This window comes from Streptomyces sp. NPDC028711, assembly GCF_055565415.1.
The window spans coordinates 131120-153202 of sequence record NZ_JBVHUJ010000011.1 but is presented as its reverse complement, the minus strand read 5'-3'; the positions used below and the strand labels follow the sequence as shown (position 1 = coordinate 153202).

General features: G+C 74.0%; 22 protein-coding genes. 12 read left to right on the top strand and 10 right to left on the bottom strand.

Going from position 1 to position 22083, the window contains the following annotated elements:
• The first annotated feature begins 105 nt into the window (after positions 1–105).
• Positions 106–1065, top strand: coding sequence for an SMP-30/gluconolactonase/LRE family protein (locus tag ACZ4VK_RS29320; protein ID WP_468358421.1), 960 nt, complete (start codon positions 106–108; stop codon positions 1063–1065).
• Positions 1066–1092: 27 nt separating this feature from the next.
• Here the strand turns inward: ACZ4VK_RS29320 and ACZ4VK_RS29315 are convergent, their stop codons facing one another.
• The 3 genes from ACZ4VK_RS29315 to ACZ4VK_RS29305 all read right to left on the bottom strand — a co-directional run bounded on the left by ACZ4VK_RS29315 (position 1093) and on the right by ACZ4VK_RS29305 (position 3632).
• Positions 1093–2082 carry an SMP-30/gluconolactonase/LRE family protein gene (locus ACZ4VK_RS29315; RefSeq protein ID WP_468358418.1) on the bottom strand — a complete coding sequence of 330 codons (990 nt, stop codon included), beginning with the start codon at positions 2080–2082 and terminating at the stop codon, positions 1093–1095.
• 206 nt (positions 2083–2288) lie between these two features.
• A complete protein-coding gene (locus tag ACZ4VK_RS29310; RefSeq protein WP_468358415.1) occupies positions 2289–2906 on the bottom strand; it encodes a TetR/AcrR family transcriptional regulator in 618 nt (205 codons plus the stop codon).
• A 141-nt stretch (positions 2907–3047) separates the two neighbouring features.
• Positions 3048–3632: a TMEM165/GDT1 family protein gene (locus tag ACZ4VK_RS29305; protein ID WP_384105280.1), complete on the bottom strand. Its 585-nt coding sequence runs from the start codon at positions 3630–3632 to the stop codon at positions 3048–3050.
• Positions 3633–3930: 298 nt separating this feature from the next.
• Between ACZ4VK_RS29305 and ACZ4VK_RS29300 the strand changes: the two genes are divergently transcribed.
• From ACZ4VK_RS29300 to ACZ4VK_RS29280, 5 genes are all read left to right on the top strand, one after another.
• Positions 3931–4599 (top strand): TetR/AcrR family transcriptional regulator, encoded by a 669-nt coding sequence (locus tag ACZ4VK_RS29300; RefSeq protein WP_468358410.1) that lies wholly within the window; start codon positions 3931–3933, stop codon positions 4597–4599.
• Positions 4600–4637: 38 nt separating this feature from the next.
• On the top strand, positions 4638–6221 hold the full coding sequence (locus tag ACZ4VK_RS29295; RefSeq protein ID WP_468358407.1) for an MFS transporter: 1584 nt from the start codon (positions 4638–4640) through the stop codon (positions 6219–6221).
• Position 6222: 1 nt separating this feature from the next.
• Complete coding sequence (locus tag ACZ4VK_RS29290; protein WP_468358404.1) at positions 6223–7350, top strand: PP2C family protein-serine/threonine phosphatase; 1128 nt, start codon at positions 6223–6225, stop codon at positions 7348–7350.
• Between the two features lie 319 nt (positions 7351–7669).
• Entirely contained in the window at positions 7670–9469 is a 1800-nt protein-coding gene (locus ACZ4VK_RS29285) for a CocE/NonD family hydrolase C-terminal non-catalytic domain-containing protein (protein WP_468358402.1), read from the top strand.
• 200 nt (positions 9470–9669) lie between these two features.
• A complete protein-coding gene (locus ACZ4VK_RS29280; protein WP_468358400.1) occupies positions 9670–10851 on the top strand; it encodes an alpha/beta hydrolase family protein in 1182 nt (393 codons plus the stop codon).
• 20 nt (positions 10852–10871) lie between these two features.
• Here ACZ4VK_RS29280 and ACZ4VK_RS29275 read toward each other — a convergent pair whose 3' ends face one another.
• The 4 genes from ACZ4VK_RS29275 to ACZ4VK_RS29260 all read right to left on the bottom strand — a co-directional run bounded on the left by ACZ4VK_RS29275 (position 10872) and on the right by ACZ4VK_RS29260 (position 14151).
• Complete coding sequence (locus tag ACZ4VK_RS29275) at positions 10872–11456, bottom strand: nucleosidase (protein WP_468358397.1); 585 nt, start codon at positions 11454–11456, stop codon at positions 10872–10874.
• 81 nt (positions 11457–11537) lie between these two features.
• The gene (locus ACZ4VK_RS29270) at positions 11538–11747 is read right to left on the bottom strand and encodes a helix-hairpin-helix domain-containing protein (protein ID WP_468358394.1); all 210 of its coding nucleotides are present in this window, start codon (positions 11745–11747) and stop codon (positions 11538–11540) included.
• Positions 11748–11887: 140 nt separating this feature from the next.
• Complete coding sequence (locus tag ACZ4VK_RS29265) at positions 11888–13276, bottom strand: vWA domain-containing protein (protein ID WP_468358391.1); 1389 nt, start codon at positions 13274–13276, stop codon at positions 11888–11890.
• Positions 13273–14151, bottom strand: a complete 879-nt coding sequence (locus ACZ4VK_RS29260) for an AAA family ATPase (protein ID WP_468358388.1) — start codon at positions 14149–14151, stop codon at positions 13273–13275. Before ACZ4VK_RS29260 ends, ACZ4VK_RS29265 begins: the two co-directional genes overlap by 4 nt.
• A 202-nt stretch (positions 14152–14353) precedes the next feature.
• On the opposite strand from ACZ4VK_RS29260, the gene ACZ4VK_RS29255 reads away from it, so the two are divergent.
• Both ACZ4VK_RS29255 and ACZ4VK_RS29250 read left to right on the top strand, forming a co-directional pair.
• A complete protein-coding gene (locus ACZ4VK_RS29255; protein WP_468358821.1) occupies positions 14354–15577 on the top strand; it encodes a PP2C family protein-serine/threonine phosphatase in 1224 nt (407 codons plus the stop codon).
• Between the two features lie 137 nt (positions 15578–15714).
• Positions 15715–16080, top strand: a complete 366-nt coding sequence (locus ACZ4VK_RS29250) for a luciferase domain-containing protein (RefSeq protein ID WP_468358385.1) — start codon at positions 15715–15717, stop codon at positions 16078–16080.
• A gap of 24 nt (positions 16081–16104) precedes the next feature.
• Here the strand turns inward: ACZ4VK_RS29250 and ACZ4VK_RS29245 are convergent, their stop codons facing one another.
• Positions 16105–16620 (bottom strand): PaaI family thioesterase, encoded by a 516-nt coding sequence (locus tag ACZ4VK_RS29245; RefSeq protein WP_468358382.1) that lies wholly within the window; start codon positions 16618–16620, stop codon positions 16105–16107.
• Positions 16621–16732: 112 nt separating this feature from the next.
• On the opposite strand from ACZ4VK_RS29245, the gene ACZ4VK_RS29240 reads away from it, so the two are divergent.
• On the top strand, positions 16733–17206 hold the full coding sequence (locus ACZ4VK_RS29240; protein ID WP_468358379.1) for a winged helix-turn-helix transcriptional regulator: 474 nt from the start codon (positions 16733–16735) through the stop codon (positions 17204–17206).
• 163 nt (positions 17207–17369) lie between these two features.
• Positions 17370–18239, top strand: coding sequence for a YhjD/YihY/BrkB family envelope integrity protein (locus tag ACZ4VK_RS29235; protein ID WP_468358376.1), 870 nt, complete (start codon positions 17370–17372; stop codon positions 18237–18239).
• Between the two features lie 38 nt (positions 18240–18277).
• Here ACZ4VK_RS29235 and ACZ4VK_RS29230 read toward each other — a convergent pair whose 3' ends face one another.
• Entirely contained in the window at positions 18278–19102 is an 825-nt protein-coding gene (locus ACZ4VK_RS29230) for an ABC transporter permease (RefSeq protein ID WP_468358373.1), read from the bottom strand.
• Positions 19099–20007, bottom strand: coding sequence for an ATP-binding cassette domain-containing protein (locus ACZ4VK_RS29225; protein WP_468358370.1), 909 nt, complete (start codon positions 20005–20007; stop codon positions 19099–19101). The genes ACZ4VK_RS29230 and ACZ4VK_RS29225 overlap by 4 nt, the downstream gene beginning before the upstream one ends.
• A 135-nt stretch (positions 20008–20142) precedes the next feature.
• Here ACZ4VK_RS29225 and ACZ4VK_RS29220 point away from each other — a divergent pair, with 135 nt between their 5' ends.
• Together ACZ4VK_RS29220 and ACZ4VK_RS29215 are read left to right on the top strand one after the other, a co-directional pair.
• Positions 20143–21375 carry a sensor histidine kinase gene (locus ACZ4VK_RS29220; RefSeq protein WP_468358366.1) on the top strand — a complete coding sequence of 411 codons (1233 nt, stop codon included), beginning with the start codon at positions 20143–20145 and terminating at the stop codon, positions 21373–21375.
• Positions 21372–22052: a response regulator gene (locus ACZ4VK_RS29215; RefSeq protein WP_468358363.1), complete on the top strand. Its 681-nt coding sequence runs from the start codon at positions 21372–21374 to the stop codon at positions 22050–22052. Before ACZ4VK_RS29220 ends, ACZ4VK_RS29215 begins: the two co-directional genes overlap by 4 nt.
• Positions 22053–22083 lie beyond the last annotated feature (31 nt).

Here is a 22083-nt window from a genome sequence, read left to right as displayed (position 1 = left end):
ACTCTCCGTTCGAAGCATCCTTGCGCTGACCGTAGCTCATCCTGCAATCTTCACGTCAGGCAGGACGAGGTTCGGCAAGCGACGCTTCCAGGAAGGCAGACTCCCATGACCGGCGAGGGCCCCGGGCTGTACGAGATGTTCGACGAACGGTTCCGCACCGGACGGTGCATGAACGGCGACGAGGCGCTGGAGGTCCTGTACACCGGCTGCCGCTGGGCCGAGGGGCCGATCTACGTGCCCGCCTGGCGCCAGCTGATCTGGAGCGACATCCCCAACGACCGGATGCTGCGGTGGGACGAGGAGACGGGCGCCGTCAGCGTCTTCCGACGCTCCGCCGGGCACACCAACGGCAACACCCTCGACCGCCAGGGCCGGCTGATCACCTGCGAGCAGGGCAACCGCCGTGTCACCCGCACCGAACACGACGGAACCGTCACCGTGCTCGCGGACCGGTGGAACGGCAAGCGCCTCAACAGCCCGAACGACGCGGCGGTCAGGTCGGACGGGTCGATCTGGTTCTCCGACCCGGACTTCGGCATCACCAGCGACTACGAGGGCTATCGCGCGGAGAGCGAGATCGGCTCCAACAACGTCTACCGCGTCGATCCGGCCACCGGCGAAGTGCGGCTGGTCGCCGACTGCTTCGGCGCGCCGAACGGTCTCGTCTTCTCGCACGACGAGCAGCAGCTGTTCGTCTCCGACACCCGGGCGGGGTTCATCCGGGTCTTCGACGTACGCGACGACGGCACGCTGTCCGAGGGCAAGGTCTTCGCCGACGCGGCGGCCCGGGAGCGCGCCCGCTTCGACAACCTCCGCTTCGACGACGCCGGCCGGCTGTGGGCCGCAGCGATGTACGACGGCGTGCACTGCTACGACCCCGACGGCACCCTGATCGGGCGGCTCGACGTCCCCGAGGCGGTCGCGAACATCTCCTGGGGCGGCGCCAAGCGCAACCGACTCTTCATCGCCGCCGAGACCAGTCTCTACTCGGTGGTCATGGGCGCCACGGGCACCCACCCGACCGGACCGGGGCGCCGGCCCTGGCTCGACCAGGCGCCCCGGTGATCCCGCGACCCGAGGGGGCCGCTCAGGTCAGGACGCGCCCTGGCCGCTGTGCCCCTGAAGGGTGGCGCGGAGCAGGTTCGGGTCCTTCACCTCGGTGAAGTACGACGCGCTCGGAACGTAGACGGTGTTGCCGCGCACGGCCACGGAGGTCGGGTTGGAGAGCCCGTCGCGCCGGGTGAGGACGGTCTTGTGCGTGCCGTCCGGGCGTACGAGGGCGAGTTCGCTGTCCATGATCAGGGCAGCGAGGACGGTGTCGCCGTGGCCGGTGAAGGCGAAGTCGTCGATCCCGTCGAGCCCCGTCGCCCTGGTCTCGATGGCCCCCGCGCTCTCGTCGTCGCGTACGGGGACGCGCAGCAGCGTCTTCCGGTCGGAGTTGGACACCCACACGGCGCCGTTGTGGACCTTGACGCCGTTCGCGCCGATACCGAAGCCGTCAGGAGCGGGCAGCGGTCGGAGCGCGGTGCCCGTGGCCCAGGCCGTCGGGGCCCCTCCCTGCTGCGGGGCGCGCCACACCGTTCCGCGTACCGAGTCGGCGACGTAGAGCACGCCGCATTCCTCGTCGAGGTCGATGCCGTTGGGGAACCCGTCGGCCGGCAGCCGCACGATCTGGACGGGTGCGCTGCCGTCGGGCTTGACGCGCCAGACGCCGGTCTCGCGCGTACCGGTGGCGTAGGCGACGTAGAGGGTGCCGTCGTGAGCGCGGGCGATGCCCAGCGCTGCGGCGGCGCCGATGACGGGGGTGCTCGGATCCGCCACGGCGGGCAGCTCCGCGAGGGTCCGCTTGTCGCCGTGCCTGTCGACCTGGACGACCTGCCGGGCGAAGGACAAGGTCAGGATCGTGGAGCCGTCGGGTCCGAGGACGATGTTCTCCGGCGTCTGTCCGAGCGCGAAGTCGAAGCGGGCGACGACGCGCGGGTCCCGCACGGTCGGCTCGCCGGCCACTGTGGGGCCCGATACGAACACGGTGAGGGCGAGGGCGGCCGTGGCCGTGGCGGCCAGGCGGGTGAGTCGGAACATGGAGTCTCCTTGGCAGGGCACGGGGCACCGGGAAGCGGGGCGCCGGACGACCATGACGGCATGTCGTCCCGGTGCGGCGGGAGCCCCGGCCGGGAGGTCGCCTGCGTGGCCGACGGGATGCGGCCGGATGCCCGGGCGCGCGGGTGACGCAGGTGGGGCCGGCGGAGACGCCGGGACCGGTCAGGGGCGGTGCCTGGTGGATGACCTCATGCGCGGCCGGCTTCGGGGACTCCCAGTGCTCGCAGGGTGAAGGCGACGAGCGAGGGTACGGTGCCGGGTCCGACGGACCCCTCCGCCAACGGGCCCACGAGCGCCTCCGCGCCGGCGCCGACCAGCGCCGAGGCCGTCAGGACCGGGTCCTGCGGCGGCAGCTCGCCGGAGCGGACGCCCTCCTCGACGCGTGCGGCGAACACGTCCCGGAACGCGCGGCGGAAGACGAGCCGTTCGGCGTCGACGGCCGGGTCGACCGGCTCGGCGAGCAGCGCGTAGGCGAGTCGCGGCGACTTCAGGGCACGCAGCGCGAAGGTCTCGACGACGGCCACCACCCGCTCGGCGGCCGAACGGTGCCCCGGGTGCCCCGCCGCCTCGGAGACGGCCGCGACCTCCCGGCTCACCACGGTCCTGAAGAGTTCCACGGAGAGCTCGGCCTTGCTGGGGAAGTGGCGGTACACGCTGCCCGTGGCGATTCCGGCGCGGGCGGCGACGGCCGCCACCGTGCACCCCGCGTAGCCCTGCTCGGCGAGCAGCTCCCTGGCGGCGTCCACGACGGAGGCGCGCTGGGCGTCGAGGCGGGCCTGGACGGCGGGGGTGCGGCGGTAGGGCATGGAAGGAGTGAATCAACCCTTCAGAGCTTGATCAAGGGGAGCGTTTCTCTGGCCCTGGGTGGGGGGCGGGGACCCGTCCCGTGACAGCGCACGCCCCCGCCGTCTCCGGGCGGGGGCGTGCGCCGTTCGGTACGGGCGAGGTCAGCCGGTGAAGACCTCCGTCAGGGACCAGATCGCGAGCGCGGCCATGCAGACACCGCCGATGCGCTGCACGGTCTTGAGCGGGACGCGCTTCGCGATGAAGCGGCCCGCGACCAGGGCGAGAGCCGAGACGCTCATCAGGGCGGCGAGGGAGCCGATCGCCGTCGACCAGGTGCCGTTGGTGGCGGCCAGGTTGGCGGTGGTGATCTGGGTGAGGTCCCCCCACTCGCTGATGAAGACGGCCATGAAGGCGGTCGAGAACACGGGCCAGAAGCCGGTGACCGTCCGCCCGCCCTCATCGGCCTCGTCGTCGTCGCCCCCGCCGCGCAGCAGCATGAAGGCGCCGAAGCCGAACATCAGGGCCGAGACCAGCTTCACGGACCAGCCGGGGAGCAGCCCGAGCAGGCTGCCGGCCCCCACGGCGATGGCGACATGGGCCAGGAAGGCGGTCGAGGTGCCGAACCACACGTACAGCGGACGCATGCGCGTGCCCATGGCGAGGGACGCGAACATCGTCTTGTCGGGGAGTTCCGCGAGGAAGATCAGCCCGAAGGCGGTGAGGATCGCCAAGGGGTCGAGGTGCATACCGGGGCTCTCTGCTCGGTCCGGGCCCGTGGACTCGGCACGGCGCCTCGGTGGGCGACGGGAGGACCACTCGGCCCGGCATGACGGACCACGCCCACGGAAGCGCGGACGCGGTTGATGCCTGGCCGAAGGTCTCGCCCGTCCGCGCGGAACGCGGACCCGGTCACCGGGAACCCGGGGGTTCCAGTGTGTCGACGACCGGTTTGCGGGGCTACTCCCCTTCGCTGTCCCTCAGTGTAACCGACGGGGGCGCGAGAGTGAGTAGACAGCGTCTACTCGATCTTGGTAGACAGTGTCTATGAATGAGAAGCCCGAGAAGTACGACGGTGAGCGCGACCCGGACGGCGACCCTGACGGTGAAGTCGAGGGTCACCCTGAGGGTGAGGGCGACCTTCACGGTGGCGGGCTGCGGGCGCGGCTCGTCGAGGTCGGCGTCGAACTCGTGGACGCCGAAGGCGCCCAGGCCCTCTCCCTGCGCGAGATCGCCCGACGCGCCGGCGTCTCCCACGGAGCCCCCCGCCGCCACTTCCCGACCCACCTCGACCTCCTGTCGGCCATCGCCCGGCAGGGCTTCGCCGAACTGTCCGCCCGGGTCGCCGCCGAGGACCGGGAGACGGCCCCACCGCGCGAACGGATCGCGCTCCTCGCCCGCCTCTACCTGGACTACGCGGGGACCCGGCGCGGCATGTACGAGCTGATGTTCCGCCACGACCTCCTGGAGAGCGGCCGTCTGGGGCTGCGCGAGACGAGCCTGCCGCTGTTCGCCCGCCTCACCGGACTCGTCGCCCTCGTCCGCCCCGGGGCCGACCCCCTCGTCGTCGCGGGCGCGCTCTGGGCCAACCTCCACGGCATCGCCCAGCTCTGGCACTGGGGCAGCCTCCGGCTCGCGACCGGCGGCGACGACCCGGCCCCCCTGCTCGCCGCAGCGCTCGACGCCCACCTCGGCCCGACGGAGCCGGCCGCGTGAGCGCGCGTCGCGCTCCTTGGTCCCAGGGAGCCGGTCGCATGACCGCGCGTCGCGTTCCTCGACCCCGGGGAGCCGGTCGCGTGGGCCCGCGTCGCGCTCACGTCCTCGCCTGCAGTGTCGTCGGCGCCGCCGTGGTCGCCCTCGACGGCACCGTCCTCACCGTCGCCCAACCGGCCCTCCAGCGTGATCTGCACGCCGGCGTCGAGCAGGTCCAGTGGACGAGCACCGGGTATCTCGTGGCCGTCGCGAGCCTCCTGGTCTTCGCCGGCCGGCTCGGCGACCGCTACGGCCACCGCCGGGTCTTCGCCGTCGGCGCTCTCGGCTTCGCCGCCGCCTCCACGGGTATCGCGCTGGCGCCCGGCATCGGCGCGGTGATCCTGCTGCGCGTGCTCCAGGGGGTGTGCGGAGCGCTTCTGCAGCCCGCCACCCTCGGCATGCTGAGGACCGCGTTCCCGCCGGAGCGGCTCGGGACCCCGATCGCCGTACGCACCGCCGCCATCGGCCTCGCGGCCGCCGCGGGACCGCTCGTCGGCGGCGCGCTGGTCTCCGCGTACGGCTGGCGCTCGGTCTTCCTCCTCGGCGTACCCCCGACCCTGGCGATCAGCCTCCTCGCCCTCGCCGGCGGCGAGCCGACCACCGAACGCCACGCGGAACCGCCCGGGGCCCGACACCCGGACCCGCACACGGGCCGCCGAGGAGACCCGTCCACAGCCCGGCATCCGGAGCCACGTGAGGCCCGGCACCCGGACCCGCACCTCGACCACCGCCGGGCCGGACTCGCCGCCCTCGATCCCCTCGGTGCCCTGCTGCTCGCCGCCGCGCTCGGTCTGCTCGTCCACGGGCTCGTCGAAGCGGCCCGGCCCGGGGGCATGACGGCCGCCGTGCTCGCCGGCGTCGGCGCAGGCGTCGCGGGGCTGGTCCTCGCCCGGCACGAGCGCCGCGCCGCCCGCCCCCTGCTGCCGCCCGAGCTGCTCAGGAACGGCCCCGTCGTCGCCGGCCTCGCCGTCCTGCTCGCCGCTTCCGCCGCCCTCTTCGGCTCGCTCTTCGTGGCGACGTACTTCCTCCAGGACGTCCAGGGGCTCGATCCCCTCGACTGCGCGCTGCGCGTGCTGCCGCTCGCCGTCCTCATGGTGCTCGGCGCGCCCCTCTGCGCGCCGCTCCAGCGGCGGTTCGGCCCCCGGCGTACGGCGACCGCGGGCGCCGCCCTGCTCACGCTCGGCGTCCTGGTGCTCTCGCGGCTCGGCGCGACGGCAGGACCGGCCTCCGTCGGCACCGCCGCCGCCCTGCTCGGCGCCGGGTTCGTCGTCCTGATGGTCACGGCGACGTCGGTCGTCGTGCACCGGGCCCCCGAGGCGCACGCCGGAGTCGCCGGAGGCCTCCAGCAGACCGCGATGAACGTGGGACCCGCACTCGGCGTCGCCGTCGCGACCCTCCTCCTCGCCCTCGTCCCGCGCGGCGGATTCGTCCCGGCCGAGGGCGCCGCCCTCCCGGCCCTCGCCGTGATCGCCGCGCTCGCTCTCCCGGCCGCGCTCGCCCTTCCCGCAGGCGACGCCGACCGAGGGAGGACACGCCCGGGGCCGCCGTCACCCAGGCCCGGACGTCGCCCCTGCGTACGATCATGAGATGCCCGCAGGTCACCGGGGCCGTCCCGGCACAGCGACGCGCACCCAGTTCAACCTCGGTCGCGCACTGCCCTTCCTGGCCCTGGCGCTCGCGTTCCTCGCCGATGTGATCACCCCGGACCGGGAGCGTTTCGACCGCCTCCTCGTCGCCGCGCCCGCGCTCGCCGCCGTCACCTGGAGCGTGCGCGGGACCGTCGGCATCGGGCTGCTCGCCATGGCCGCGCGGCTGCTGCTCAGCCTCCTCAGGGGGGACACCCTCACCGCCGAACTCGCGGCCAGCGAGACGGTGCTCGTGGGCGTCACCGCCGCCGCGGCCTGGGTCAGCCGGGTCCGCGCCCGCTACGAGCAGGACCTGCGGGAACTCACCGCCGTCGCGGAGGTGGTGCAGCGCGTCGTGCTGCGCCCGCTCCCCGCCCACCTCGGCCGCTTCGACCTGCACCTGCTGTACGTGGCCGCCGCGGCCAAGGCCAGGATCGGCGGCGACTTCTACGAGGCCGTACGGGTCCCGGGCGCGGTGCGGATCATGCTCGGCGACGTCCAGGGCAAGGGCCTCGGCGCCGTCGAGACCGCCTCCGTGCTGCTCGGCTCCTTCCGCGCCGCCGTCAACGACGCCCCCGATCTGGCGACCCTCGCCGACCGGCTCGACGAGGGCCTGGCCCGCTACGGCGCCTGGGACCCGGACTCGGACGCCGCCGAACGCTTCGCCACCGTCGTCCTCGTCGAACTCCCCGACGGCGAGGACGTCGCACGGCTCCTCAGCTGCGGCCACCCCGCACCGCTGCTCCAGCGCGGCGCCGAGGTCGAGTGCGTGCACTTCACCGACCCCTCACTGCCCGTCAACCTGGCGGGCCTCGCCGACTCCCGGCACCGCGTCGAGGAGGTCCCCTTCGGCCCAGGGGACCGGTTGCTCCTCTACACCGACGGCGTGAGCGAGACCCGCGACAGGACCGGCACCTTCTACCCGCTCGAACTCCGCCTGCGCGGCTGGGCGCGGGAACCGGACGAGGAACTGCCGGAACTCCTCCACAAGGATCTCGCCCGCTACGGCGCCGACGGCGTCGACGACGACGTCGCCGCCCTGCTCGTGGTGTGCCCGCCGGAACCCGCTGAACCGACCCGTCCGCGCTGACCTGACCCGTCCGCGGTGTCACCAAACATCGACTTCGGGGCGGCTTGTGTCGTTCCCGACGGGTTGGGTGACACGTGCGCCGTTCGTGCGCTCTTACCGCTCCGGCCCGCATACGTGAGGCTTGCGACGGTCCGCGTCGCGGACCGTCACCAGTCCAGTCGAGAGGAACGGGTGCACGTGCCCCAGGAGAACCCCTTCAGTGCCGGCTCGTCCGAACACTTCCCCGGCTTCCCGGACGTCACGGCGGGCCTGACCGCCGCCGAGACCACCCGGATCACGGGACGCGGCCTCTGGGCCGCCGACGGAACGGTGGACCCCGGTGCCGTCCGGCTCGGCCAGACACTCGCCAACGCGCTCCTGGGAGGCCCGCCCGACGACACGGACGGCACCGACGGCATCGGCGGCACCGACATCGCCGACGTGCTGCTCCCCGCCGAACTCGCCGCGTTCGTCAGGGAGGTACGAGGCCTGGCCCTGCCCGCCTACCACCGCGTCGAGGGGGCCACGGAGGACGTGCGGCTCTCCGCCTTCAGCCTCCGGCAGCTCGGCCCGGGCCCGCACCCGCTCGTCGTCGTCCCGGCCGGCTGGACGCCCTTCGGCTGGCCGCTGTTCCTCTGGTCGTACCTCGTCCTCGCCCACAAGGGCTACCACGTCCTCGCCTACACCCCCCCGGGGCCTCGGCATCCCCGGACTGCCGTCCACCTCCGGGGGCCTGGTCGACGTCGCGGGGCCGCACGACTGGGCCGACGGCTCCGCCGTCATCGACTTCGCCGTCGACCACTTCGCCCCGAGCACCATCGGCTTCATGGGCGAGTCCTACGGCTCCGGCATCAGCCAGCTCGTCGCCGCCCACGACGACCGGGTCGCCGCCGTCGTCGCGCTCAGCACCTGGGGCAACCTGGCGACCAGCCTCTACGACCACGAGACCCGTCACCTCGCTGCCGTGAAGGCCCTTCTCGCCCTCACCGGCGGGTCCGTGGAGAGCAAGTTCGACGAGGACAACCAGCGGATCCTCGCCGACTTCCAGGCCGACCGGAACCTGGACACCGTCGTCGACTGGGGCCGGCTGCGCGCCCCCGAGTCGTACCTCCACCTGACCAACGAGAAGGGCACGCCGACCTTCTTCTCCAACACCTGGCACGAGAGCCTCTTCGCGGTCAACCAGACCCTGGAGACCTTCAACGGCCTGGACGTCCCGAAGCGGCTCAACCTGTGGATCGGCGACCACGCCGCGCCCGAGGGTCCCGCGCTCATCGGCCCGCCCGCCACGCCCGGCGAGGTCAACCTCCCCATGGCGGAGGCGTACGCCTGGCTCGACCACCACCTCAAGGGCGAGCGCAACGGCGTCGAGGACTGGCCGAAGGTCTGCAACCAGGTGATGTTCACCTATGTGACGGAACCGGTCCTGGACCCGGAGACCGGCGAGCCGACCGGAGAGAACCGGATCGTCACGCCCGCCCGCCGGGAGACGAGGGCCGACTGGAGCGAGGTCACGCGGTCCACCGAGGTGTACGGCCTCACCGGCGACGGCGCGGGCGGCTCCGACGGCCGTCTCCTTCCCGCCGGCGGGGGAGCGCACGGGGCGGAGGGGACCGGCTGGCGGCGCGCGTTCCTCGCCGGCGTGGACACCGAGGCCACCGCCATGGACGGCCTCATGAAGACCGGCCAGGCGGAGTGGGCGGGCAACCCCAAGATCTACGACACCCGCAAGATCGACCGCCGGCACGCGGTCGCGTGGACGACGGAACCGCTCGTCCCGTCCGACGGGGGCGAGGCGGCCGGCCGCCGCGTCCGCGGCATCCCGCGGCTTCGCCTCACCGTCCGCTCCACCGCCACCTCGGCGAGCCTGTACGCCCACCTCCTGGACGTCGCCGAGGACGACACGGCCCGCATCATCAGCCATGAACCGCTCAATGTGTACGGCCTGACGCCCGATCAGGACAGGACCGTCACCTGGACGCTCCAGGCGGCCGCGTACGACATCGCCTCCGGCCACCGCCTGATGCTGGTCGTCGACAGCAAGGACCCGCTGTACGGCGACGCGTCCGTCACCTGGACGCAGACCGTCATCGGCTCCCCCGCGGACGATCCCTCGTTCCTGGAACTGCCTCTCGGCTGACCTCCGCCAGGTCGTATCGCGGAGGGGTACACGGGCCCAACGGCTCGCGCACCCCTCCGCCGCTCACGTCACGGTGTCCGCCGCAGGCGCGTCCTGCCCTGTCAAAGCCCCGTCACCCACCCGGGTCAGCCCCCGGTCTGCCGCGACATGAGCCCACAGCACGACGCGCCGAGCAACCCCAAGTCCCTAACGTGCACGTCATGAACCGATTCACCAGAGCGGCCGCGGCCGTGCTTCTCGCCGGCTCCCTCGCCTTACCCGTCACCCTCGCCACGGCGGCCACCGCGACGGCCTCGGGCCCGGCGCCGGTCGCCGCACCCGCGCCGGAGGTCACGCGGGCCGCGCTCCCCGCGCCCACCGGGCCGTACGCGCTCGGCAGCACCGTCCTGCCGCTCGTCGACCGGTCCCGCACGGACCCCTGGGTCCCCGGTGCCGACGGCCGCGAACTGATGGTCACGCTCCACTACCCCGCCGCGCGCCCCGGCGGCGGACGCCCCGCCCCGTACGCCACCCGGGAGGAGGCGCGGCTGCTCGCCGGACAGCTCGGGCCCGCCGTCCCCGGCGACGTGCTCGCCAGGACGCGCACCCACAGCAGGACCGACGCCCGGCCGGCCCCGGGCCGCCACCCCCTCGTACTGCTCTCGCCGGGCTTCGGCGTCTCCCGCTGGACCCTCACGCATCTGGCCGAGGACCTCGCCTCCCGTGGCTACGTCGTCGCCTCCGTCGACCACGCCTACGAGTCGTCCGGCATCAGCGTTCCCGGCGGCCGTACCCTCACCTGCGTCGCCTGCACCGCCCTCGACGGGGGCGGGGTGCACGGCAGCGTGGTCACCTCGACCCGCGCCGCCGACATGCGGTACGTCATCGACCGCCTCACCGGCCCCCGACCCGCCTGGCGGCACGCCGACGTGATCGACGCGCGCAGGATCGGCATGGCGGGGCACTCCATCGGCGGGGCGAGCGCGGCCACCGCGATGGTGGCCGATCCGCGCGTCGACGCCGGGATCAACATGGACGGGTCCTTCTGGGAGGACCTTCCGCCGGAGGGCCTGCGGGGCCGCCCGTTCATGATGCTCGGGACCCACGACGCCATGCATCTGCCCGGCGGGACCGACACCACCTGGGACCGGACGTGGACCGCGCTCGACGGGTGGAAGCGCTGGATCACGGTGGCCGGATCCGAGCACTTCACCTTCTCCGACGGCCCCGTGATCACACGACACTTCGGTCTGCCCCAGCCCGAACTGCCCACCGACAGGGCCGTCGTCGTCACCCGGACGTACGTCGCCGCCTTCTTCGACCGGCATCTGCGCGGAGTCCCGCGCCCGCTGCTCGACGGCCCGTCACCGGCGAACCCCGAGGTCCACATCCAGCACCGCTGACCGACAGGGCCCCCGTGCCGTCAGCCGCGGTACGGGGTGTTCGCCTCCGCCCAGTCGGCGAGCGCCCGCGCGCACTCGGCGACCGATTCGCGCCAGGTGCGCGCGGCACCGTCACCGGCCTCGTCGCTGACGTGCTTCACGATGCGCAGCGGCACCCCGGCGAGCTCCGCGGCCACCGCGAGCGCGTACCCCTCCATGTCGACGAGCGGCGCCCGCTCCGCGAGCCGGGCGCGGGCGGCCTCGTCCGAGATGAACGCGTCCCCGGTGGCGAGGACCACGTCGCCGCCGTCGGGCAGCGACAGCGGAGCCCCGTACGTCTCGCCGGTCAGCGTGGCGAGCAGCTCGCCGTCGAGGTCGTGCTGGACGACGGTGCCGACGACGTGCGTGCCGGTCCAGCCGCTCCGCAGCGCCCCGGCCGTCCCCAGGTTCACGATCCCGGACGGGCGCGGGCCCCGGCCCAGGACGGTCGCGAGCGCGGTCGCCGCGTTCACCTTGCCCATGCCGGTCAACAACACCGGCAGGTCCGTGTCCAGGAACTGCGCCTCCTCCTTGACGGCGAGGACGAGCAGGGGACGGCCGGCCGAGATCTCTCCCAAGAGTTCCATGGGGGCCACGCTAGTTCGATTGCCCGCCCGCCGTACAACCGGGACCGGAACTCCTCCGGGGGCGGCGGTACGTCACCCCGGTCACCCCAGGGTCAGTCCGCGCTCCGCGAGCGCCTCACCGAGCACGCGCAGCGCCTTCGGCCCGACGCCGTGCAGCGCGGCGAGTTCGGCGGCGGGCACCCCCGCGAGCTGGTCGAGCCGGGTGTACCCGGCCGCGGCGAGCGCGCGCGTGGCGGGAGCGCCGACGGCGCGGGGGAGATCCGCGTCGGGGCGGTCGGATCCGGTGGCCATGGAGCGATCGTGCCACGCCGGCGACGCGGCGGCCCGCGCCCCGCGATGTACGGCCGTGTGTACGGGATCCCTCTCGTCGTGGACCCGGACGGATGTGCCCCCCGCCGTTCCTGCGCCCCCGGCGCCGTACGCCCCCGTCCTCAGACCGGCAGCAGGCGGCCGATCAGCGCCCCCAGCCGGCGGGCGTTCCGGCACGGACGCATCTCGACGATTCCGGCGTAGGCCGGGGCCACCGAGTCCCCCGTGCCCCACAGCGAGGGCTGCTCGGGGTTGAGCCAGTGGACCCGCCGGGCCCGGTCCGCGATCCGCCGCAGCGCCGCGAGGTTCGGATCGGAGCCGTTGGTCCGTGCGTCCCCGAGCACGAAGACCACCGTGCGCGGGCCGACGGCCTCCGCGTACCGGTCGGCGAACTCCCCCAGCGCCGTCCCGTAGTCGCTCTGCCCGTGCCACCCCGTCAGCTCCGCCTCCGCCAGGATCCGGTCGCCGAGCCCCGCCGGGTCCGCCGAACCCCGGGCGATCAGCCGCGTCACCTCGTCCACCCGGTTGACGAAGGCGAACACCCGCACCCGGCTGAACTGGTCGTGCAGGGCCTGCACGAGCAGCATCGTGAACTGGGCGAAACCGGCCACGGAACCCGAGACGTCACAGAGCAGGACCAGCTCCGGCCGCCGAGGAGCGCGTCGCCGCAGGACCGGGCGCACCGGCACGCCCCCGGTCGACAGAGAGCGACGCAGCGTCCGCCGCAGATCGATCTCCCCGCGCGCCGCCCGCCGCCGCCGGGCCGCGAGCCGCGTGGCCAGCTTCCGCGCCAGCGGCCGTACCGTACGCCGCAGCTCGTCCAGCTGCGCCCGCCCGGCGAGGAGGAAGTCCACCTGGTCCGCCGTCCCCGCGACCGCGCGGCGTGCGACCAGGTCCCGCCCCCGCCGTTCGGCGACGCGCCGCCGTGCCTCGGTCCGCACCCGCTCGCGGAACGCCTCGATGCGCAGCCGGATCTCGTCGTCGAGCAGACGGTCGGTGAACTCGGCGTCCTCCGTGGGGAGGGCAGCCCTGTGCCGCTCCCTCACCCGGGCGAGCAGCGTCTCCGGGCGCAGCCGGGACAGCGTCTGGTACGAGGACCAGCCGTCCGAGCCGGGCGCGGAGCCGAAGCCGCCGAAACCGTCCACCGCCTCGGCGGCCAGCCGGTCGAGGGCGGCGCCGTCACCGGCGGTGAGGGCCTCCGCCAGCCGCTCGCGCAGCGCCGCGAGATCCGCCGGGGCGTGTGTGTACGCCCCCGCCGCCCCTGTCTGCCCGAGCGGGAAGTACAGGTCGAAGACCCGGTCGAACACCGGGCGCTGTCCCTCCCCGTGCAGCAGGGTCGCCGCCAGCGCCTCCCGTACCCGCTCGCGGTCCGTGAAGCCGACGGCGTCGAGCGCGTGCCCGGCGTCGACGGTCTCCCCGGTCCCGATCCCGAACCCATGGGCGCGCAGCGCCCCCACCAGGCCGGTGAGGCGCCCGACGGCCCCCGCCCCGGTCGGCTCCGCCGGGCTCACACCGCGTCCAGGTCGAGCTTGGCAGCAGCCTTCACGATGTCCTCCTGGTGCTTCAGAAGGACGCCCAGGGTCTCCCGTACGACCCGCTCGTCCAGCCGGTCCGCGCCGAGCGCGAGCAGGGTACGGGCCCAGTCGATCGTCTCCGACACGGACGGCGCCTTCCGCAGGTCCATGGCCCGCAGCGCCCCGACGACCCGCACCACGGAAGCGGCGAGCGCCGTGTCGAGCCCGGGGACCTTGAGCGTGACGATCCTGCGCTCCAGCTCCTCCTCGGGGAAACCGATGTGCAGGAAGAGGCAGCGGCGGCGCAGGGCCTCGGACAGTTCGCGGCTCGCGTTCGAGGTGAGCACGGTGAACGGCCGCCGGCTCGCCCTGATGGTGCCGAGCTCGGGAACCGTGATCTGGAAGTCGCCGAGGACCTCCAGGAGCAGCCCCTCCACCTCGACGTCCGCCTTGTCGGTCTCGTCGATCAGGAGCACGGTCGGCCCGTCGGACCGGATCGCGGTGAGCAGCGGCCGGGGGAGCAGGAACTCCTCGCCGAAGATGTCCGTACGCGTCTCGTCCCACGACTCGCCACGGCCGGCCGTGATCCGCAGCAGCTGCTTGGCGTGGTTCCACTCGTAGAGCGCGCGGGACTCGTCGACGCCCTCGTAGCACTGCAGCCGGACCAGGCGCGCGCCCGTCACCTCGGAGACGGCCTTGGCGAGCTCCGTCTTGCCGACGCCGGCCGGGCCCTCGACGAGCAGCGGCTTGCCGAGCCGGTCGGCGAGGAAGACGGTGGTGGCGACGGCGGGCGACGCGAGGTAGCCGGTCGCCGCGAGACGTTCGGCGACGTCGTCCACGCAGCTGAAGAATCCGGTCGTCGTGGTCGTCATGCCGTCCCCCCGGGAGCGAGTCTCTTACCGGCCAGTAGCCTCTGCTGTACTTGATCAGATCCGGCACCGGCGCACAACCGTCCCGCGCGCGGGAAGCCGGCCGCTGGTGCAATGGAGGACCGGGTACGCCACCCGGGGACCGCGCGGCGGTGGAGGTGTCGTGACGGAACGGGACGAGGCCCTCCTTGCCAGGGTGCGGGCCATGGAGCAGGCGGTCGGCGAGATCGGCACGACCCTCGACGAGACGGCCACCTGCCGCGAACTCGCGACCTTCGCCGCGCGCCGTCTTGGCGCCTCGGCGGCGGTCGACCTGGTGACGGAGCGGGGCACCCCGCCCCGGCGCGCCGCCCGCGCGGAACCGCCGACGCCCGTCACCACCGCCCCTACCGGCCCGGCCACGATCGCCACCCGTACCGCCCCGGCCGGCGGCCCCGGCCCCGCCACCGCGCCGGCCATCGATGGCGAACCCGCCAACTCCGGCGAACCCGCCGCCTCGCGCCCACCCGCCGCCCCCGGCGCCACCGCCCCCGGGAGTCGTGACGCCCACCGGCTCTCCGTGCCCCTCGCCGTGCACGACGAGGAGCCCCTCGGAGCGGTCACCCTCACCCGTACCGGCGGCCCGCCCTTCTCCGCCGACGAGACGGCTCTCCTCCGCCACGCCGCCCGGCTCGCGGCCCGGCACCTCGGCCATGCCCGGCGCCTCGCGGCCACCGAGGACACCGCGCTCCACCTCCAGCGGGCCCTCGTGGCCGAACCGGGCAGGCCGCACCCCAATCTGGAGGTCGCGGGCGGCTACCTCCCCGCAGGACCCCGCGCCCTCGTGGGCGGCGACTGGTTCGAGACCGTACGGCTCCACTTCGGCCGCAGCCTCCTCGTCGTCGGTGACGTCATGGGCCACGGCCTCGACGCGGCCGTCGACATGAACGCCTACCGCACGGCGCTCCGCGAGGTCGCCGCGACCGACCTCCCCCCGCACCGGGTCCTGCGCCACCTCGACTCCGTGGTCGCCGAGGACGATGCCCGCCGCCCCGCCACCTGCCTGCTCGTCCGGGTCGACCCGGCCCGTGGCACCGCCACCTTCGCCAGCGCCGGGCACCTGCCGCCGGTGGTGTTCGGCGCCGACGGCCAGGCGGAACTCGTCGACCTCCCGGTGGGCCCGCCCCTGGGCACCGGCGTCGGGGGCTACGAACCGGCGACCCGTCCGCTCACCCCCGGCGAGACCCTGCTGATCTTCACCGACGGACTCGTCGAACGGCGGGGCGAGGACATCGACGTGTCGCTCGCCCGTCTCGCGGCCCTCCGGCTCCCCGCGGGCTCCGGCCCCGGCCAGGTCGTCGACGAGGTGCTCCGCCGCCTCGGCGCGCACGGCGCGGAGGACGACGTGGCCGTCCTCGCCGCCCGCGTCCGCGCGCGTGCGCCGCAGTGACACCGGGTCACATCCTCCCCACGGAGCGCCGTGACACACGGTCACACCACCCCAGGTCACGACGGGTTTCGCAGCTGGGCGGGATTCTTCCGGCAGGACGCTTGTGCGCGGCCTCCGCGCCCGGCACGCTCCTCCGTATGAACACGGCCAGGCATGCCAGTGAACGTCTGATGAGCTGGCCCTCGCTGACACCAGGCCGCGCCCATTGCGGCGCCGCGCTCGGCCTGGGCACCGCGACGCACGAGATCGTCCATTTCCACGGTGAACACGAGGCCGACGTCCATCTCACCCGCGCCATGATCGCGAAGCTGCGCCCGGCCCTCCTCGGGTCGAGCGCGGTCCGCCTGCGGGCCGGATCCGGATGGGTCACCGTCCGTCTTGACATGGGATCGGACATCGACCTGCTCGCCACCCTGGTGAGCGCCGCCCTCCAGGCCAACGGCGTCCCCGACGTCGCCCCTGACGGCTGCACCCGCACCCGCCCGGTCTCCGGCATCCGCTGAGCCCGATTCCCGGATCCCCGTCCTTTACGCGCGCGTGCCCCCGGAACCCTCCGCCGGTGCGGGGAACAGCATGCACGTGCTGGTCGCGTGGGCGAGCAGCCGGTCCTCCGCGTCGTACAGGCCCGCCTCGGCGAGCGCGGTCCTGCGCCCCCGCGAGAGCACCGTGCCGATCGCCCGCACCTTGCCGGTGGCGGCCGTGAGCGGCCGGAGGAAGCGGGTCGACAGGTCGAGCGAGGTGTACGCCGTGCCGAGCGGGAGCGTCGAGTGCACCGCGCAGCCGGCCGCCGAGTCGAGCAGCGTCGCGTACACGCCGCCGTGCACGCTGCCGATCGGGTTGTAGTGCTCCTCGCCCGGCTCGAAGACGAACACCGCGCGCCCGTCCTCGACCTCGTCGAGGCCGAAGCCGAGGAGTGCTGCGATCGGAGGGCCGGGCAGCCGTCCCGCCACCATCTCCCGCAGGAAGTCCAGCCCCGCCATCGTTCCGGCCGCCCGCGCGGTGGCGCCCGCGTCCTCCCACTCGACCGTGCGCGACCGCCCCATGACCACTCTCCGCCCGTCGTGGCCGGCCGTCACCCGGCTGGCTCTGTGCAGCGAAGCTAGCCCTCGCCGCAGCTGACTGTCAACGACGCAGTCAGGTGGCTACAGTGGGACGATGAAGTGGCTGGAGACGGACACGGAGAACTGCTCGGTCCGCCGCACGCTGGACCTGGTGGGCGAGAAGTGGACCCTGCTGATCCTGCGGGACGCCTTCAACGGCGTCCGCCGCTACGACGAGTTCCGCCGTCATCTCGGGCTCTCCGAGGCCGTCCTCGCCGACCGCCTCCGCAAACTGGTCACGGCCGGCGTCCTGCGCGCGGAGCCCTACCGCGAACCCGGCACCAGGACCCGCTACGAGTACCGGCTCACCCCCAAGGGCGTCGACCTCTGGCCCGTGCTCCTCGCCCTCAAGCAGTGGGGCGACACCCACGCGGGAGACCCCGAGGGCCCGGTCCTCGACGTCCGGCACACCGACTGCGGTGCCCCCGTCCGGGTCGTCGTCCAGTGCGAGGGCGACGAACGGGCCACCCTCGCCGCCCGTGACGTCACCGTCCGCCCGGGCCCGGGCGCCCGCCGCCTCCACGCCTGACGCCGCCCGGGCCCCCGGATCGGCCGGCCGACGACCCAACCGGTGGCCGCCGCGGACTCCCGCACCGCCGGCCGACGACCAGCCGGTTCCACGAGACGCCGCCGGCACCCGTTCGGCCCCCTCCCCGCGATGGCCCACCGCCCGGCCGGGTACCTCACGAGGCATGCGCTTCCCACCCGGTCCGCCGCACGACGGCGCCCCGGCCGAACACGGCCACCGGCTCCAGCGACTCCACGCCCGTGTCCTCGCCTCGCCCCTCGGCCTGGCCTGGAACCGCGGCCGGGCCATGGAGCTGATGCACCGAGCCATGGGCTTCGCCGCGCTCAGCCTGCTCACGCTCGTCCCGCTGCTCATCGTCGTCGCCGCGGCCGACCTCGCGAGCGGTCAGGGCTTCGCCCGCTGGCTCGTCCAGGGCCTCGGCGTCTCCCAGGTCTCCCAGGAGGAGGTCGAGCGGCTCTTCGGCCAGCCGGGCCAGGCCCTGCAGCGCACCACCGCCTTCGGCCTCGCCGCCCTCGCCGCCTTCGGCGTCACCTTCGGATCCGCCGTACAGACCGGGTACGAGCGGGTCTGGGACCTCCCCACGGCCCGCTGGCACACCATGTGGCGCCATGTCGTCTGGCTCGCGGTCCTCGTCACCTCCCTCCTCCTCTTCGTCGCCACCCCCGCCCCCGCCGAGTCCTCGGCCGTCATGACCGCGCTCGTCGCCGCGGTCGACCTCCTCGGCACCTTCGTCTTCTTCTGGTGGTCACAGCAGTTCCTGCTCTGCGGCCGCATCCGCTGGCGCGCCCTCGCCCCGGGAGCCGCCCTCACGGCGCTCGGCCTCCTCGGACTGCGGATCTTCTCCCAGCTCGTGTTCTCCCCGCTCATCGCCTCGAACGCGGTGACGTACGGCCAGTTCGGCACCGTCCTCGTCCTCCAGTCCTGGCTCGTCGGCGTCGGCTTCGTCGTCTACGGAGGCGCCCTCACCGGACGACTCGTCCACGAGCACCTCCTCCGACGCCGCCTCCGCCGGAACGGCACGACCGCGGGCTGAGCCACCTCACCGGCCCCGGAGCCGAACCACGAGCCTCCTCACTGATCCCGGCGCCGCACCGCGAGCACCGTGACCGCCACCGCGCCCGCCGCCCACAGCGCGTACACCAGCCAGGCCCCGCCCGCCGTCCAGGGGAACGGCGGCTCGACCGGGCCGGGCCAGGCCAGCCGCTGCCAGGCACGCGCGGGCGTGGCGTGTGCGAGAACAGCCGTCGGACGGCGCCGCTCGCTGAACATCATCGGCAGGAGCAGCAGCACCACCACGGACGCGACGATCGCCACCGCGCCGCGCCGCAGCAGCGCTCCCAGGGCCATCCCGGTCAGCGCGCAGACGGGGGCGAGCAGCGCGGAGGCCACGACGATCCGCAGCGCCCCCGGATGGGTGATCGGCAGCCCCGCGCCCCGCGCCGAGAGCACCGCCTGCGTCAGCCAGAACGACCCGCCCGCGACCACCGCCCCGAAGAGCAGCTGGACCACGGTCACCGCGAGGACCTTCGCCGCCATGAGCGCTCCGCGCGCCGGCACCGCCGCGAACGTCGTACGGATCAGACCGCTGCCGTACTCGCCGACCAGCGCCGTCGCGCCCATCGCCGCCGCGCACAGCATGAGGACCAGCGACGCGTTCCCCGTGAAGGCGTCGCTCAGCGGAATCTCGTTCGCGACGAAGTCCGCCCGGCTCCGGGCGTCGTACTGGTACCAGTAGCGGTAGTGGTCCCAGGCCGTGCCCACGTTGAAGGCGACCACGGTCAGGGTGCTGAGCAGCAGCGCCCACCCCATCGAGCGCAGCGACCACAGCTTCAGCCACTCCGAGGCGACCAGGTCGAGGAACCGGGGACGGGGCTCCGTCACGGTGAAGGCGGTCATCGGGCGTCTCCTGCCAGGTACTCGACACTGCCGGCGGTCAGTTCCATGAACGCCTCCTCCAGGGAGGCCGTACGGGTGGTCAGCTGGTGCAGCGGCACCCGGTGCTCCAGGGCCAGTTCGCCGATCCTGGCCGCCGGGAGCCCCGTCACCGTCAGCACCCCGGACTCCTCGCGGACCTCCGCACCCTCCGTGAGCAGCAGCGCCGTGAGAGCCGCCCGGTCGGGCGTGCCGACGGTCACGCTCAGCCTGGCCCCGCGCGCCGCGAACTCCGTCAGGCTCTCCTCCGCGATCAGCGCGCCCCGGCCGACGACGACCAGGTCGTCGGCGGTGTGCTCCATCTCGCTCATCAGGTGGCTGGAGACGAACACCGTGCGCCCTTCGCCGGCGAGGCGCCGGAACAGCCCCCGAACCCACTTCACGCCCTCCGGGTCCAGGCCGTTGAGCGGCTCGTCGAAGAGCAGCACCGGAGGGTCGCCGAGCAGCGCGCCCGCGATACCGAGCCGCTGCCGCATGCCCAGGGAGTAGCCGCCGACCCGGCGCCGGGCCGCGGCCGTGAGGCCGACCTCGTCGAGGACCTCGTCGACCCGCGCGAGCGGGATGCGGTTGCCGCGCGCCAGGACCGCCAGATGGGCCCGTGCGGTCCTGCCGTCCTGCACATCGCCCGCGTCGAGCAGCGCGCCGACGTGCCGCAGGCCGCGAGGCCGGTCCCGGAACGGCCGGCCGTCCACCGTGACCGACCCGCTCGTCGGCCTGTGCAGCCCCAGGACCATCCGCAGCGTGGTGCTCTTGCCCGCCCCGTTCGGCCCGAGGAATCCGGTCACGCGCCCCGGCCGGACCGTGAAGCTCAGTGAGTCCACGGCGGTGGTGGCGCCGTAGCGTTTGGTGAGTTCGATGACTTCGATCATGGACACCACCGTGCCGCCCCGCCCCCGGGCCGGGCATCGGACCGGCGCGGACAATCGGCGCCGAGGACTGTCACCCCTGGTCGTACACCCCAGGTCCGATGCCCCGGGCGAGAGGCGTCCCCTACGATCACGCCCATGTCCGCCACCCCGTCAGCACCGTTCCTCAAGAGGGTCACTCCGGGTGCCTGGACCGCCCTGGCCTGGCTCGCGGGCCTCCTGTTCACCGCCCTGCTCCGGGTTCGGCTGCCCGGCCAGGAGGAGGCCGACGTCATGGCGGGGGTGATCTTCCTCCGCTGGGACGGCATCACCATGCTGGTCCTCGCCACCGCCCTCGCCCTGCGGGGCAGCGTGCTTCTGACCCGGCGTCCGGCCGCCGCCCTTTGGCTCCTCCTCGCCGCCGCGGTCGTCGGCAGCACCCCGCTCGGCGTCACCGCCATCCCCTTCGCCCAGTACCTCGCCGTCGACGTCGCCCTGTACGTCATCGCCGCGACCGGGCCGCCCCGCGAGGCCGCCCGGGCGCTCCTGTTCGCCGTCGGCGTCCTCGTCGCTCATCTGACGGTCCGACTGCTCGCGGGCTGGGAGATCGGCACCACCAGCGCCCTGGCCGTGGCCCTCGCCGCCGCCGTCGTCTGGCTCCTCGGCCGCTCGGAGCACCAGAGCCGGACGTACGCCGAACGAAGCCGCGCCCAGGCCGCCGAACAGGCGGTCACCGCCGAACGGCTCCGCATCGCCCGCGAGATGCACGACACGGTCGCCCACAGCATCGGCATCGTCGCCCTGCAGGCCGGCGCCGCCCGGCGTGTCATGGAGACCCAGCCGGACCAGGTCCGACAGGCCCTCACCGAGATCGAGACGGCGAGCCGGGAGACCCTGGCCGGACTGCGCCGGATGCTCGGAGTACTGCGCCCGGAAGAGCGCGGCGGCTCCGGACCGCGCCCCGCCACCGACCCCGAACCGCCCGGCCTCGCCGTCCTCGACCGGCTCGCGGAGGTCACCGCGGCCGCCGGTGTCCGCGTCGCCGTGCACCGCGCCGGCGCGCCCCGCCCCCTGCCCCCGGACATCGACCTCTCCGCCTTCCGGGTCGTCCAGGAGTCCGTCACCAACGTCGTACGGCACTCGGGCGCCGACTCCTGCACGGTCACCGTCGACCAGCGCGACCCCGAGGCGCTCGTCGTCACCGTCGAGGACCGGGGCGCCGTCCCCGGCCGGGACCGGGCGCGCGCCGCAGGCGGGTCGGGATACGGCCTCGCGGGGATGCGGGAACGCGTCACCCTGCTCCAGGGGGAGTTCACCGCGGGACCCCGCCCCGACGGCGGCTTCCGCGTCACCGCCCGCCTCCCCCTCCCCACAGGAGTCACCGCCCGATGAGCCAGACCACCACTCCCCGGCCCGTCCGGGTCCTCCTCGCCGACGACCAGCCCCTGGTGCGCACCGCGCTCCGCATGGTCATCACCGACACCGCGGACCTGGTCGTCGCGGGCGAGGCGGCGAACGGAGCCGAGGCCGTCCGCCTCGTCGAGGAGACCGGCGCCGACGTCGTCGTCATGGACCTGCGCATGCCGGGAACGGACGGCATCGAGGCGACCCGCCTCATCACCGGCGGCGCCACCGGCGCGCGGGTCGTCGTGCTCACCACCTTCGACGACGACGACCACGTGTACGGGGCGCTGCACGCGGGCGCGTCCGGGTTCCTGGTGAAGGACATGGCCCTGGACGACATCCTGGCCGCCGTCCGGGTCGTCGCCTCGGGCGACGCCCTCATCGCCCCGAGCGTCACCCGGCGGCTCATCAAGGAGTTCACCGACCGCCCGAGGACCGCCGCCGCGGCACCGAGACGCGGGACCGACGGGATCACGGACCGCGAACGCGAGGTCCTCACCCTTGTCGGTCGTGGCCTCTCCAACACGGAGGTCGCCGCCGCGCTCCACATCAGCGTCGCCACCGCCAAGACCTATGTGACCCGGCTGCTCGCCAAGCTGGACGCCCGCGACCGGGTGCAGCTGGTGATCATCGCGTACGAGGCGGGCCTGGTCTCCGCGGTCTGACGGGCCCGCGTGGTCACACGATCCGGTGATC